At 43.5% G+C, this 15,380-nt stretch carries 11 protein-coding genes; 7 read left to right on the top strand and 4 right to left on the bottom strand.

Annotation, left to right across the window (positions count from 1 at the left end; genetic code table 11):
- Positions 1-13 precede the first annotated feature (13 nt).
- Together tilS and LEP1GSC047_RS17660 are read right to left on the bottom strand one after the other, a co-directional pair.
- Positions 14-1,291 (bottom strand): tRNA lysidine(34) synthetase TilS, encoded by a 1,278-nt coding sequence (gene tilS / locus LEP1GSC047_RS17665; protein WP_020989182.1) that lies wholly within the window; start codon positions 1,289-1,291, stop codon positions 14-16.
- A gap of 5 nt (positions 1,292-1,296) precedes the next feature.
- A complete protein-coding gene (locus LEP1GSC047_RS17660) occupies positions 1,297-3,222 on the bottom strand; it encodes a SpoIIE family protein phosphatase (protein ID WP_010416747.1) in 1,926 nt (641 codons plus the stop codon).
- A 256-nt stretch (positions 3,223-3,478) separates the two neighbouring features.
- Here LEP1GSC047_RS17660 and LEP1GSC047_RS17655 point away from each other — a divergent pair, with 256 nt between their 5' ends.
- On the top strand, positions 3,479-5,521 hold the full coding sequence (locus tag LEP1GSC047_RS17655; protein ID WP_010416748.1) for a sigma-54-dependent Fis family transcriptional regulator: 2,043 nt from the start codon (positions 3,479-3,481) through the stop codon (positions 5,519-5,521).
- Here LEP1GSC047_RS17655 and LEP1GSC047_RS17650 read toward each other — a convergent pair.
- Both LEP1GSC047_RS17650 and LEP1GSC047_RS17645 read right to left on the bottom strand, forming a co-directional pair.
- Entirely contained in the window at positions 5,518-5,919 is a 402-nt protein-coding gene (locus LEP1GSC047_RS17650) for an SET domain-containing protein (protein WP_010416749.1), read from the bottom strand. The genes LEP1GSC047_RS17655 and LEP1GSC047_RS17650 overlap by 4 nt on opposite strands.
- A 67-nt stretch (positions 5,920-5,986) precedes the next feature.
- Complete coding sequence (locus LEP1GSC047_RS17645; RefSeq protein WP_010416750.1) at positions 5,987-7,861, bottom strand: ABC transporter ATP-binding protein; 1,875 nt, start codon at positions 7,859-7,861, stop codon at positions 5,987-5,989.
- A 278-nt stretch (positions 7,862-8,139) separates the two neighbouring features.
- Between LEP1GSC047_RS17645 and LEP1GSC047_RS17640 the strand changes: the two genes are divergently transcribed.
- The 6 genes from LEP1GSC047_RS17640 (at position 8,140) to LEP1GSC047_RS17610 (ending at position 15,378) form a co-directional block, all read left to right on the top strand.
- Positions 8,140-8,751, top strand: coding sequence for an ACT domain-containing protein (locus LEP1GSC047_RS17640; RefSeq protein WP_010416752.1), 612 nt, complete (start codon positions 8,140-8,142; stop codon positions 8,749-8,751).
- A gap of 195 nt (positions 8,752-8,946) precedes the next feature.
- Positions 8,947-10,446: an HD-GYP domain-containing protein gene (locus LEP1GSC047_RS17630; protein WP_010416754.1), complete on the top strand. Its 1,500-nt coding sequence runs from the start codon at positions 8,947-8,949 to the stop codon at positions 10,444-10,446.
- Positions 10,447-10,589: 143 nt separating this feature from the next.
- Positions 10,590-12,083, top strand: coding sequence for an HD-GYP domain-containing protein (locus tag LEP1GSC047_RS17625; RefSeq protein ID WP_010416756.1), 1,494 nt, complete (start codon positions 10,590-10,592; stop codon positions 12,081-12,083).
- A gap of 77 nt (positions 12,084-12,160) precedes the next feature.
- On the top strand, positions 12,161-13,306 hold the full coding sequence (aroC, locus tag LEP1GSC047_RS17620) for a chorismate synthase (RefSeq protein WP_010416758.1): 1,146 nt from the start codon (positions 12,161-12,163) through the stop codon (positions 13,304-13,306).
- Between the two features lie 103 nt (positions 13,307-13,409).
- Complete coding sequence (locus LEP1GSC047_RS17615) at positions 13,410-14,864, top strand: NADH-quinone oxidoreductase subunit G (RefSeq protein ID WP_010416759.1); 1,455 nt, start codon at positions 13,410-13,412, stop codon at positions 14,862-14,864.
- Positions 14,851-15,378 carry a NuoI/complex I 23 kDa subunit family protein gene (locus LEP1GSC047_RS17610; RefSeq protein WP_010416760.1) on the top strand — a complete coding sequence of 176 codons (528 nt, stop codon included), beginning with the start codon at positions 14,851-14,853 and terminating at the stop codon, positions 15,376-15,378. The genes LEP1GSC047_RS17615 and LEP1GSC047_RS17610 overlap by 14 nt, the downstream gene beginning before the upstream one ends.
- Positions 15,379-15,380: the final 2 nt, after the last annotated feature.

Genomic DNA, 15,380 nt, shown 5'->3' with positions numbered 1-15,380 from the left:
TCTCCCCTTAACTTTAAAACGCTCCCCGGAAATCATCGGATACGATATCCTCGATCCTAGCATCCCACATACGGAGACAGACCATTACAGTTTTCCCGTCCCGTTTCAGAATGGGTAGCATTTTTCTGATCGGAACCGGGATCTCTCTTTCACGAAGTAACTCCGATAGATCCCTGTGGATTCCCCCTTGCCGAATTTTATCGCCTTCCTGGTTCGACCTAGGATAGCAATCCGGCGGGATTCTCTTCGTTTTACCGTTCCATCGCAAAAATCCAGTTTTGGGGTCAAATGATAATTCCCGAAAAAAAGGCGCATTTTTTGCTAGAATATAAAGATCAGACGATACGCTTTTCCAAAACCAAGCATCTTTATTTTCCAGAGAAAAGGAAGAACGAGAATCTATTTTGGATAGTAGGTCTTTTAGAAAATTACTCGAAACCGGATGTAGGTGTAAGCTTTTGAGATGCAAATCTATAACATATTTGCAAATCGAGGGAGGCTCTGATTCTAAAATTTGTCCGGCGATCTTCCGGACCATCTCCTCACCTGAGGAAAACGCGTTGCCTTTTTCTTTTAATTTGAGTCGGGGCGCTTCCAAATCGTGGAAATTCCGGTAAATTTTCTCCGAATTTGCGCCTTCTTTCAATAGGAGCGGAATCAAATCCAATCTAATCCTATTCCTAAGGTACAAGCGCGAACCATTGGACTCATCCTCAAAGACAGGCCAGCCCGGATTTGCGATAAAATATTTTCTGTCCTTTTCGGGAAGAAGCATAAGAGGGCGAAACCGGTTATTTTCAAAAACGTTTAAAGTTTTTAGAGAATTCCATCCACCGCCTCGAATCAGTTGAATGAAGATCGTCTCAAGATAATCTTCCGAATGATGACCGGTAACTATATAACCTTGTAATTCGTTCGCTATACGATGGAGGTTTTTGTAACGAAGAGCCCTTCCGGATTCTTCGAGGCTGAAGCCGGTTTTGAGAGAGAACCTTGGAATATTTTTTTTTTTGATGATGAATCGAAATCCGAGTTCCTCGAGGTATTTCACGATCGATGTTTCTTGAATCGAATTGTCTCGGATAGAGTGGTCGAGATGAAAAAGAATCGGATCGTTCGACAGCCGATTTTTCCTTTTTAGCCAGATGTAAAATTGCAGTAATAAGGAAGAATCTTTTCCCCCCGAATACGCGATGATTGCGGTTTTGGATCGGAGTAACTCTTGGTATTCGTTCAAATTTTCCCATAAAATGGAAAATGAATTTTCGAGTACTGTGTTTTCATCAGCCATCTTCTTCACATTAATCGTCTGAGACCGACTAAAGTGATATCGTCCGCTTGCTCCCTCTCTCCGGTAAAGTGTTTTATATCGATTAGAATCTTGTCCAATAGAAGCGGCAACGATTCGTTGCGGTTTCTCAGAATGCAATCTTTCAACCGTTCCATTTCGTATCTTTCGCCTTGCGGATTCAGGGCTTCCCAAATTCCGTCCGTTCCCATTAGGAAAAAATCTCCTTTACCGAGGTAGAATTCGCCCTGATTTTCAAACTCCGTTACGTTCGAATCGATTCCGAGAACGATACCGCCGGTAGAGATTTCTTCCAGCACGCCCGAAACGTCCCTGTAGACAAAAATGCTCCCTTGACCGCCGCCACTGAATAAAAATCGATTCCCGTTACGATTCCAATGAATCATAGTAAGGGACATGAACCTAGGAAATAACGAATCTTTAAAGTAATTTTGGTATAAGTAAGTGTTTACGGTCCCGATAATTTCCCAAGTACTCGGGTTTCTCCGAACCAAAGAATGTATCACCGTTCGCACCGTTGCCATAACGATTCCTGCCGGAACCCCCTTACCGCTTACGTCTCCGATGCAAATGTAAGTCTCGTTATCGGCAGGGTCCGTTATAAAATCATAATAGTCTCCGCCCACCCCGGCGGCAGGAATCATCAGACCTCCGAATTCATAGCCCTTTTGATCCGGAATTTTTCTCGGAAGAAGAGATCTTTGCAATTCCTTTGCGATCTCGATTTCTCGATCCATTCTCTCTTTCTCGGCCCGCTGATGGAACAAATTGAAGTTTTGGATCGAAATTCCCGATTGAATCGCAAACGCATTTAGTACTTCGACTTCTTCGGGACTCCAGTGAAGAGCCGGATCTTTTGCCAATAGAATCCATATGTTCGAATTCTCCGAATTTAAAACGGGTAAAAGGGCCAAATTTTTCTTTCCGAAGCCGAGTCGCTTCCAATCGGGTAACTCCGAAGTATCCAAAAGCAAAACGCCGTCTTCATCCCTATTTTTGGAAAGAATTTCCCAATCTCCTTTGAGCTCTCTGTTTAATTTTAACTCCGGAGCAGTCGGGCTGCCCGTCAGAAAATGGCCTTTGACCAAATTCTTATCCTCATTCGAGGAATGTTTTTCGAGAATTCCATATATCTCGCTATCGGAAAACTCCGTTAAAGATAAAAGGATGACCCTAAAAATTTCGGTTCTGTATTTGAATCCTAAGCTGCTTAATTTTAGCGCGGCGGAATGTAAATTGCGGAAGTTTCTGGATTGGGTCTGCGAAACTTCGAAAAGAATTCTGTTCTTTAAAGTGGTGGCGAATTGGCTTGCAATCAGTTCTAAAAAATATTTATCTCTTTCCACTTGGTAAGGATCGTCTTTCTCATAATCGACGTTAATAAGGCCTAAAACCTCTTTTTTTAGATGAATCGGTACGCATAGCGCGGACACCACTCGATTTAAGCGACCGTACTGCTTGATTTGTTTATGTTTTTGCTCCGCGAATTTATAATATACGGATTGGCATGTTTCCACGCACTGACTCAAGGGTCCGCTATCCTCGCCTTTTCTAATTTCCATTCGAAAGGCCAATCTTTCCAAAGAGGGCCCCTGTCTGTTTTTGCAGGACTTTACTAGAATCCTATCTAGTCGAGGCTCATAGACCATTACTGAAATTCCGGGTAAACCCAGTTTTCTAAATGCAAGGTTTGTAAAGTTCTGGAGAAGGTCGTCCAGGCTGGGACTCGTATTGAATAAGGATAAAAATTCTAAAAGAACCTCGTTGGTAAGACTAGGTCCATCTGGAGGGCGGGCGCGAGTATTCTTTCTCTTCTCGAGGATCCATTCTCGAGTGCAGGATCTGCAAAAGAACTTACCGGTTTGGAAAATCCCATCGGGAATTCGTTCTTCGCCGCAAAACACGCAGGACATTTGCGGTACGATACGAAATTTCTTTCATAAGGAAATCGTTTTCGTAAACGATTCTCAAAAAATAAGCGCTTAAACTTCAAGTAACCCAGGTAAAAAACGGAAAAGGCCCGGCGAGTTGAACTATTTTGTAGCCTCTTGCTTGGTTTTTAAGATTTTTTACTTGACTTGAAAATCATCAATTCGCACCTTTTTTAAGCAGATGTCAGGCTACGTAAAACCAAGTCCTCTCCGCCATATTCAAGAAGTGGCGACGGCCATGAATTCGACCTTGGACCCCGATCGTCTTCTGGATTTAATTTTGGAGCGATGCATCCAGATTTGTGAAGTCGGTTCCGGCTCCTTAATGCTTATTAATCGACAAGATGAAGTTCTCGATATCGTTACGTTTCGAGGAATGAATCCCTCGGTCCGCACAAAAGTAAAGCTTAGAGTCGGGGAAGGGATTACAGGCATTGTAGCGGCTTCCGGGGAAGGAATGATCGTCAACGACGTCACGCAAAACCCGCATTATATTTCTATTAAGGATGATATCCTTTCGGAACTGGCAGTACCGATGATCGTCGAAGACGAAGTCATCGGCGTTATCTCTTTGGATTCAAGCCGCAAGCAAGCCTTCTCGGAAGAGCATCTAGAACTCGTGTCTACTTTGGCCAATATGGCCGCTCAGATATTCAAAAACTTGCAAACGTTTAGGCAACTTGAACAGAAAAATAAAATCCAGCAGGTTCTGATCGATATTTCTAGAACGGTAACTTCCACGCTCATTTTGCAGGAAATATTCGATGATATTATGGAGCGCCTGGATAAGTCTCTCAATTTGGAGAGAGGTTCGATCGTTCTATTCGACCCCGAGAAGAATATTTTAAAACTCACCGGTGCTTACGGACTTACCGCGGATGAAATGGAAAAAGGGGTCTATCTTCCCGGCGAAGGAGTCACCGGAAAAGTATATGAATCGGGTGAGGCGCTGATCATCGAATCGATCGTTAACGATGATAATTTTTTAAACCGAATGGGGAATGTGACCCATTTCAAAAACAACCCGGAAAACGTAAGTTTTTTGGCGGCTCCGATAAAATCGGATACCGATGTGCTCGGAGTAGTCAGCGTTTTCTTTGTTCATAAGAAATATGTGGATTTAAAGACATACTTAGATTTTCTTCAAGTCGTCGCCTCGATCATATATCAGGCGATTCGAATTCAAAAACTGATCGATGAAGAGAAGAGAGAGATTTCGAGGGAGAACGTTTTACTCAAACGCGAGCTGAAGAATAAATATAAATTCGGTTCGCTTATCGGAAAATCCAAACCGATGGAAAAATTATTCGAGATGATTCAGCTGGTTTCGGATTCTCGCGCTTCCGTTTTAATAACCGGAGAATCCGGTACCGGAAAGGAGATGATAGCTTCCGCGATTCATTACAATTCCTCTCGCGCGGATAAACCTTTCATTAAGATAAATTGTGCGGCGATTCCTGAAAACCTGCTGGAATCGGAGCTTTTCGGTCATAAGAAAGGATCCTTTACCGGCGCCGTAGCCGACAAGAAAGGAAAATTTGAAATGGCGGATACCGGTACGATTTTCTTGGATGAAATCGGAGAAATGGATTTGAATCTTCAATCCAAACTGCTTCGCGTTTTGCAGGAAAAGGAAATCGAAGCGGTCGGTTCCGTTAAACCTAAAAAAATAGATGTTCGTATTATCGCGGCTACAAACGCGAATCTAGAGGAATTGATCAGTCAAAAATTATTCCGGGCGGATTTGTTTTATCGTTTGAATGTTGTGAACATGGTCACACCTCCATTACGCGATCGTCCCGAAGATATTCCGTTATTAATCAATCACTTCATTACGAAATACACCATAGAGAATACTAAGAAGATAAAAGGTATCACGAGAGAAGCTCATAAACTATTGATGAGCTACAGTTGGCCGGGTAACGTTCGGGAATTGGAAAACGTTATCGAAAGAGCGGTGGTTCTTTCTCAGTCCGAAATGCTGGATATTCAGGATTTTTCCGAAATCAACGGAAGGATTCTTTACGGCGACGAAGGCGAGTCCATCGACGTGGGCGATCCGGACACTTCTATGGAAGTCGCAAGTTCCCGTTTTTCTCCGGCCCATCTAGATGCCTTGGACGGACGAGCAATGGAAGTAGTCGTCGGGGAAGTCGAAGCGAGGTTGATCAAATACGCGATGAAAAAATTCAAATACACCAAGACTAGAGTGGCAAAATTTCTTGGTATCAACCGAAACACCTTAGATAAAAAAATTAAAGATTTAAAAATCGATTATTAAGTCGGAAGTTTTTCGTTCCAATTTTGATCGAACTGCTTGTAATTGCAAGTTAGCTCTTCGCCCGCTTTTATTTTACGAACGGCCCGGTCTTTTCCCATCGGATTACTAGCCCCTTCCGATATGCCGGTTTTGTCTTCCAGAGTATTGGAATCGTCGCTGTGATTCATAAAACGCGAGTTATCAACGCAGAAAAACCACTTTCCTTCGTAAAGATAGGAATAAGTATGAATTAACTCGCGTAAGCGCTCAGGAAGCGATTCTACTTCCGTCTGAGTTAATATCCAGACGGTCTTAGGATGGTATTCCCAAATTAATTCTCCCGGTTCGATGTCGCGACCGGCAAAGAGGCCTAACCCACCGATAGGAGAGTCGGCTACATACGTAGGTACTTTCAGCATAGTAAGAATAAGAAAAATTCGGTTCCTTTAAAATCAATCTCGTTGTTGTTTATCGGAATAAAATCTATCAAAGTCCGATAGCCGGAATAGGAGCTGCCTCCCCTTCGGAGGAATGGTAGGGTTCTAGGATTCCGTTTTTCATAACGAGCACTTGATCTGCTGCGTGCAAGCCGGTCAATCTGTGGGTTACTGAAACGATAGTCCTTCCTTCCCGTAATTTTTGCAGGGTTTTCAGAATCCTAGCTTCCGTAACCGGGTCTAATGCCGACGTGGCTTCGTCTAACAATAGGATTTGCGGATTTCGAACCATGGCGCGGGCCAAAGCGATCCTCTGTTTTTCGCCACCGGAAAGTCTGGTTCCCTTATCGCCTACGACGGTCTCGTATCCGTCCGGCAAGGAGGAAATAAATTCATGGATTTCTGCGAGTTTGGCCGCTTCTATCGCTTCTTCCGCACTGGCGTTCGGGCAACCCATCCGGATATTCTCTAAAATACTGGTATGAAACAAGAACGTATCTTGGAATACGATTCCTATCAACGAATGTAAGGCAGGCCTATGGATTTTATCCATATCCAAGCCGTCCAAAGTGACATTACCTTGGTTTGGTTCGATAATTCCCAAAAGCATTTTAAAGATGGTGCTTTTTCCGGAACCGCTCGGCCCTAGAATGATCGTATAACTTCCTTTCGGGATTTCAAGATCGACCCCGTTTAAATTCTTATTTCTGCCCTTATATCGAAAATGAACGTCTTCTAAGCGAATCATGTTTCTAAATTCGGAAGGAGAAACGGAACGATTGAGGTCTTGCTCAAAGACTGGAGTCCGCAGAATTTCCAGTATTCGCTTAGCTGACCCGCTTGCCTGATTCAATGTGGGAAAATATTGTGAGACATATAGAAGAGAATAACTCAAATTTAAAAACGGGGGTAGGAAAGCGGCCAACGATCCGACGCTTACCAATCCGTGAAATGCAAACCATGCGCCCGAAATCAATAGAACCGCTTGTAGCATTAAAATTCCACCCGAGGCGGAACGTTCTAAATACGAATTGGTAAGTCCCAATCTTAAAGAAACGTTAAATAGCCGATCGCAGTTTCCACGGAATCGCTCCCAGAAGAGCTTATCCAAATCATAAACTCGGATCAGGTTTTGGGCGGATACCGATTCTTCTACCGCATTTAAAACTTTAGCTTCTTCTCCCTTGCGATCATAGCTGGCTTGAGTGGAACGCTTCGAGAAAAAGATCGGCCCAAGAAACGTTACGGGCCACGTTAACGTTGCTATCGCACCGAGTCTCCAATCTAGAGCGAATAATAAAGCCGTTCCGAAAATTGCCTCAAGAATCGGAGATATTCCCCAGGGGATCGCTGCTAAAACCGCATTCTCAAGCGCAGATAGATCGGAAGAAAATCTGGAGAGGATGTCTCCCATTCTTGCATTCCCGTAGAAATCCAAACTGACTCTTTGCAAATGCAGAAATAATTCTTCCCGCATATCGCGAATCGCTCTCGCAGAAACCCAGTTGTATAAATAATCTCGAACGGTTCCGACGGCGGTAATTAAAATCGTTCCGCCGACTAATAAAATTCCGGTAATATAAAGTACGGTTTGGTTCTTTCCAATAATAGCTTCGTCGATTAGAAACTTAAAGGAAAAAGGAATCGTGGAATAAACCAAAATTTCCACCAATAAAAGTCCGAGTACTACAACCAATCTAAGTTTGTATTTTCGGAAGAAGCGGGCCAATCCCCGTAAAATCAACAAAGGAGAATCCTGAGACAGATCTCCCGAGACTAAATTGGGTCCGAGAGATGAGGAATATGATCCCCTAGCCGCCTGACTTCCAGGCGGAGCTTTTGGTGCATTGGTTGGATTGTTCGGGAACGTAGCGGGATTTTTTCCCAAACGGAAGCCGTCTTTGAATTTCTGTTTATTTGTCATAAATTTGTCCCCTAATTGCCCCGTTCGGAAGGGTGGTAGGAACTTGATTGCCTAACGCAGTCCTGTAATTTCCTATTATTCTGATACTGGCCAGGACGGAAAGCGGAAGGTGAAAGATTTTCCTCACTCTTCTGTCTCATTATGGAAAAAAATTTAAGAGACAGAATCCGGAAAAAAGGGGTTATATATTTTTAGACTTGATTGAAGCGTAGGATAGTACATTAGTTTTTGGGTGTCTTTTTGTTCCCGAAATAGTATTTTGTGCTGAACGCGGAATTATGATCGAATTCAATTATAAAGAAGAATACGGGGTTTATCGGGTCACCTTAAAGACTTCGGAAACGGCACCAGGTACTCTTCATAAAATGGTTAAGGCCATGTTCTTTATGGGATTTGAGATCCTTTCCGGCGATATTCGGACCGTAAAGGAAGGCGAATCCCTCATTAGCTACGATGAATTTCTTTTGCGTTCCGATGAGACGGATTCGCGAATTAAAGCTTCAAAGCTGGGTATTCTTATGTCTTCAGTTTTCTCCGACGAGAAAGTATTGGAAGAAATGATCCAAACTTCAAGCGAAATCGATATTCGGAACACATTCTATCTTAGTAAAGACTCTCAACTCGAATTCGAAGATTTGCCGGACAGTTCCGCCACGAAATTTTATTTGGAAGCACCGGATAGAAAGGGCCTCCTTTATTTTGTAACCGGTGTTTTGAAGGATCTGGGAATCAATATTTTATCGGGCGAGGTTCGTACGGACGGGACGACCAATAAAGCCTTGGATACCTTCTTATTAACCGACTCGCGTACGGAGACAGGTTTTGCTGGGTCCTCCGTTGAAGAGCGGGTTCGAAGATATATTCTCCAAAGTAGTTTAAACCAAGTTTGATAGACGAAAGATAGCCCGTCTCAGATACTATAACTAAGCGGTATTTTCAAGTGGGAGTTTGCGATCATTTCCTCCATTTTCCGGAATTTAGTTTTTTTTAATTTCTGACCGATCTGCGCCTTTTGGAAGAGTCTTGAAGCGTATTTTGACGAACTAAAAACCGATACTAGTAAATAGGAGTTTTTTGCCCGGAAGATGGACGCGTCCAAGGATCTACAGAAATTCGATTTTACCGAAGAGGTAATCCAGCATTTCCGCGAAAATAGGATTATCCCGGTAGACTTTTATAACAAGAACGGACAAATCCTGATCCACAGAAAGGATATGGCTTCGGGAGACGATATCAATCGCCTTCAAAAATTCGAAAAACAAGGCATCTATTTTTTAGCCGCGGAAATCGCCAAAATACGTCCCGGCTCCGGCAGAAGAAATTCCTCTTTAGACCCTTCCTTTGACAAGTTAATCGATCCGGAACTCACCGTTAATTTGACGAAGGGCGCTTCCGACCTTCTGCAAGAGATTAAAAAGTATCCGTTATCCGGCTCACACGTAAAAGACGTCGGAAAATCCATCGATTCCATATTAGAAGATTTTAAATCTTCTCCTAATATGGAAACCGGTCTCGTAAACATCCTTGAGGTCATGTCCAACGTAGGTGCACCGGTGGATTCGGAGGTTCTTACTAAAAGAACCGTGATAGCGATGGCGATGAAAGTCAGGACCGCTAAAGCTTTTACAAAGGCCGATATGGATATCAAGAAAGCCGAGCAAATGAATTTAATGATGGCGTCCTATCTTGCAGACATCGGTTACACTCAGATGAAAATTCCTACCCATGCAAACTTAAAAGCGGAGGAGCTGGAATACATTAAAAACCATCCTATTATCAGTTATTTGATGATAGCGAATATTCCCGAGGTGGAGGATTCGGTGAAAACGATCGTTTTGAATCATCACCGTCCTCACAAGGGTGAAGGGTTGAATAATAATTATCCGCAGACGAAACTACTCGTACAAAAACTCCAAGGGTATCGGGAAAAATATAAGGATGACTATAGAAAGAATCTGCTAGTCAGCGATATTCAAAAACAAGTTAAGATAATTTTGACGAATGCGCTTAGCTACGACGATATCGGTACGCTTTCGATCGCCGGGGAATTTGCCTCGTTAACCACTGCTCAGCCTTGGAGAAATCCGATGGATGCGGTTAAGGCCTTAAAATTGATCTTAAACAATAGTTTCTTTGCGTACAACGAAAAAACTCTAAAAGACTTCTACGATCATGTGGGGCTTTCGCTCAGCGAAAACCAACCGTTTCTGAAAACGGGCGATTACGTCATAGTTGCATCCCAAGATTCGAATCGAAAAGTTTTCTTTGAAGTTTGCGTCATTAGAGAGTCTTTTAAAAATTCTATCCGTCCTATGTTGGAGCGAATCGGAACTATAAAACCGACTTTTGCAAATAACGGAAAGATCAGGATTTCTGGCTTCGAGAAAGCGAGCCTGAATTTAGACAGACGTAAGGCGATCTTTAATCTAGAACGCAACGCGGACCCAAGACGGATCATTTATCTGGTGGATCCGGAAATCGACGAAGAGTTTTTCGATTTCTTGGATAAGAAAGCCCGCGATTTCTTATCTCCTAAGTCGGCCACGACCGATACCGACGAAACCGCTAAAGCTCCCATTTCTTAAAGCCCATTTCGCTTAATCGGAAATTTATTCTTGCTCTAAGCGATACCCTTCTTATTTCCTAGTGATATTAGCGGGTCTTGATATACTCAGGTCGCTTTTCCGATTGCCGTCAATATAGTCCTAAGGTGATAAGCGGGAGAAGAATGAATCAACCCTCGAATTTTTCAAACACAGGCGATCCAACTCGATTGGAACGTTTCGAATTTAATGAAGACGTTATTCGTCGCTTTAAAGAGGAAGAGGCGATCCCGGTCGATTTTTACAATAAGAACGGGCAGATTCTTATTCATAGAAAGAACAACGCATCCGAAGCGGACATCAATCGTCTTCAGAAATTCGAGGCCCAAGGGATCTATTTTCTTATATCGGAGCGAGATAAAGTAACCATAAAATTCGACCTTCCGGATTCCGTCCATGGCCGAAAAGTATCGTTCATAAAATTAGTTAACCCTGGTCTTACGGTCCAATTGGCGACGGACGCATCGTCTTTATTGAAAGAGCTTCGCGATTACCCGTTGAACGGTAATCATGTCCGAAAAGTTTCAAAAGCGATCAACGAAATTCTCGAAGACTTTACGTCTAGTTCCGATATGGAAATGGGGTTATTAAACGTCATCGAAGTCATGAAAAGTGCCGGAGTTGAGACGGATTCGGAAGTTCTTACTAAGCGTACCGTCATTTCCATGGCTATGAAACTTCGAGGCCTAAAAGCTCTTTCGAGCAAAGATTCGGAAATTTCAAAGAATCAACAAATCAATCTGATGATGGCATCCTACATGGTCGATATCGGTAAATCTAGGATGAAATTTCCCGTCCATAAAGATCTAAGTCAGGAAGAATTCGAGTATGTGAAAAACCATCCGATCATCAGTTATTTGATGATCGCTAATTTAAGTACGATTCAGCCGCAGGTTAAATCGGCCGTACTAAATAGCCATAGGCCGTACAAAGGAGAGGGTTTGAATAATAATTATCCTCAGACTGCCTTACTGCTTCAAAAGCTTCTCGGGTATTATGAAAAATATAAGGACGATCCGACTCGTGCGGTATTGGTGGAGGACCTGCAAAAACAGATCCAATACCTGCAATCGAATACGTATAGCGAAGATGATCCGTCAATAATATCAATCTCAGGAGAATTCGCCTCTTTAAGTTCGAAACAGGATTGGCGAGAGGCATACGACTCGATCACGTCGATGAAAATCATTCTGAATAACAGCTTCTTTTCCTATAACGAAAAAGTAGTAAAAGATTTTTTCGATTTTATGGCATTGAGTTTGTGCGAGAATCGTAGCGTTTTAAATCCCGGCGATTACGTTATCGTAGTTTCTTCGGATTCCCAACGCAAAATCCATTTCGAGACCTGCGTTATTAAGGAAATAAATCGGAATCAAACTCGTCCTCTTTTGGAACGAATCGGATCGATTCGACCGATCCTAACGAATAAAGGAAAAATTCGCATAGCAGGGTATGATAGGAAATCGTTCAGTCCTGATCGTCGCAAGGCAATTTTTAATTTAGGAAACGCAGTGGATCCGAGACGAGTCGTCTATGTGATAGCTCCGGAATTGGATTCTCCTTTGTTTGATCTTATCGATAGGAACTACCGGCAGCCCGCTCCGAAATCTGTCGCTTAAGGCGAACCTCTTTTATCCTCATAATTAAAGGAAACGGACTTTCTTCCGCTGCGGGCTTCTTGTTTTCTGGTACTTGTATGCCTTCAAGCTGGGGTAAAGTATTTCGTATTAGCACTTTCGGGGAATCGCACGGTGAATCTGTCGGAGTCGTCGTCGAGGGAGTTCCCGCCGGGATTCCTATTCGATTGGAAGAGATCCAAAAAGACCTGAATCGTCGGCGACCGGGCCAAAGTAATTTAACGACGCCTAGGGATGAGTCGGATACCGTTCGCGTTGTGTCGGGGGTTTTCGAAGGAAAGACGATCGGAAGTCCGATTGCATTAATCGTTAATAACCAAAATACGATTTCCAAGGATTACGAAAATCTACGCGAGACCTTTCGACCCTCTCATGCCGATTATACGTATCAGGCAAAATACGGTTTTCGTGCACATGTAGGCGGAGGTCGTTCTTCCGTCCGTGAAACGATCGCCAGGGTTGCAGCAGGAGCGATAGCGAGGCTGATACTAGAAGATGATCTCGACGTTAGAACCGTCGCATGGGTAGACACGATCGGATCTATAGAATCTCAACTTGCCGAAAGTCAATATCCGAAAACGAGAGAAATCGTAGACGGTAACGAGGTTCGATGCCCTGATATCGCTGCGGCGGAAAAAATGAGATCTCTGATTCTGAAAATGAAAGAAGAAGGGGATAGTGTGGGCGGGGTTATCCGCTGTGCATCCTATAATTTACCGCCAGGGTTAGGCGACCCCGTTTACGATAAATTGGATGGGGATATAGCTAAAGCGATTTTGTCCATTCCGGCTTGCAAAGGCTTTGAGGTCGGTTCCGGTTTTTCCGGAACTCGATTAACGGGAAGCAAACATAACGACGAATTTTATGTCGAGGAAGACACCGGAAGGGTCCGCACTCGTACGAATAATTCGGGTGGTTTGCAGGGTGGTATTTCCAATGGAGAAGCATTGGTGATACGAGCCGCGTTTAAGCCGACTTCTACCATATTTAAAAAGCAAAATACGGTGAACCTTGCCGGAAAGGAGACGGTCTTAGAGGCGAAGGGCCGTCATGATCCTTGCGTCCTACCGAGGGCCGTTCCCATCGTGGAAGCGGCCGTAAACTTGGTTCTTGTGGATGCCTATCTGTACCAAAGGGCAATGAATCCGCAATGGTTCAAAAAGTGGGCAAAAGTTCCTTCTTACTATAACGAATTGAAATTCTAGCTAAAGTGAAATATTTACCCGGAAAGAAACGGGTTGCCAATCGAGAATAGTACGATTCCATTGAGACATTGCGCCTGGCAGGGCCGGAGAAACGGAGGTCCGAGTGGTCAAGATAAAGATAGACGGGATCGAATACGAGGTCGACGAAAAGAAGAATTTGATCTCGGCAGCAAAAGATGTCGGTGTAGATATTCCTTTTTTCTGCTTTCATCCGAAACTATCCGTAGTCGGTATGTGCAGGATGTGTCTCATAGAGATCGAAGGTATTCCTCGACTTCAAGTGGCATGCAATACGAAAGTCACGGAAGGTCTTTCTATCGTCACCAACAGTCCTAGAGTTAAGGAAGCGAGAGAAGGAACGATGGAATTCTTACTCGCAAACCATCCTCTTGATTGTCCCGTTTGCGATAAAGCGGGCGAGTGTCAACTGCAGGATAATTCCTTCAAAGAAGGAAAAGGAAATTCAAGATTTACTCTCGAAAAACGTAATATTCCCCAGGAAGAAATAGGCACGAACCTAATTATTAATCATAATCGTTGCATCGTATGTTATCGATGTGTTCGATTTGAAGAAGAATTGGTGGGCGAATCGAATCTCGGGTTATTCGAAAGAGGTTATCATTCGATTATCGGTTTAGCTAAGGAAGAGCCGATTGCCCATAATTACCAGGGAGCCCTCGCCGATATTTGTCCCGTGGGAGCTTTACTAAACAATAAGACGCTTTTTAAATCCAGAGTATGGTGGTATAAATCGGAAGAATCGATCTGCCCCGGGTGCAGTACCGGTTGCAAGACATATTCGAACGTACGCGATAATAAAATGTATCGTTATATGCCTCGAATCGACGAGGAAAAGGATCAATATTTCCTCTGCGATAAAGGACGCTTTGACGTCGATTGGCTGAATCATAACCGCCTATTCGCCTACTATATGGATGGAAATCCGAGTACTAGTGCCCAAGTGTTGGATACGATCGCGCTGAAAGTTTCTCAAGCAAGTGGAGTTGCAATCCTGGGTGGAGCTCACGAATCCGATCAGAACCTTCAATCGATCAAGAAATCTTTGGAAAAAGTCGGGATACCGATTGCGACGGAAGCTCGGGTCTCCGCCGCTCAATATAAGGATCCTGAGCAAATCGACTTTCAATACACGACGGATGCTCATCCTAATACGAAGGGAGCCGTCGATGCGGATTTTATTTCGGCATCCGGCCTTGAATCCCTGCTTTCTTCGATCTCAAAGGGGGAATACGATGTCGTCTTCTTGATCAAGGAAAATGTTTCGGATGTATTGGGTCGAGTAAAACCGAAAACGCTGATCGTTTTAGAAACGAATCTAAGCGAGGGAATTTCGCACGCGAATTTTGGAATTCCGATCAAGACATTCGCCGAGCAGACCGGTAGTTTTACGAATAAGAAAGGCTGGAGCCAAACCTTTAATAAGTCGATGGAACCTCCTAAGGGATTGCTTTCTTCCGGAGAATTTTTTTCCGAGTTAGTCGCTCGTGTTGTCGAATTGCGTTCAGGGCAAAAGGAGGCTGCAATTGGGGACCGTTAATGTCGTAAACGTAGCAGCGAAGCATAAATTGGCTTGGTATCAAAAACTTTATTCGTATTCCATCGGAAAAGGTTTGTGGATCACTTTAAAACATTTTATCAAAGCGGCTTTTCTTAAAGGCGCGGTGACTCTCGAGTTTCCGGAAAAAAGAAGAAAATATTCCACGCGCTTTCGCGGCATGCATACTATGAAACGTGACGAGCAAGGGAGAGAGAGATGCACTAGTTGTTTTTGCTGCATGTGGATTTGCCCTGCGGATGCGATTCATATCGAAGCCGGGCTAGTTACTCCCGAGATCCAACATCTACATCCGGAAGATAAATTTGCAAAGAAATTCGAAATCGATCTTCTCCGTTGTATTTTTTGCGGCTTATGCGAAGAGGCCTGTCCCAAGGGTGCAATTTATTTAGATGGTCCGGCGGAAATGGCGGCTGATAATCGTGAAGATTTAATTCTTACAAAAGAACGAATGATGCAAAAGATCGGCGGTCCGATTCTTGGTGAGAGAAAATAAAA

Source organism: Leptospira inadai serovar Lyme str. 10, from assembly GCF_000243675.2.
GTDB lineage: Bacteria > Spirochaetota > Leptospiria > Leptospirales > Leptospiraceae > Leptospira_B > Leptospira_B inadai.
The sequence above is the reverse complement of the archived record's forward strand: the minus strand, read 5'-3'. Positions and strand labels throughout refer to the sequence as shown.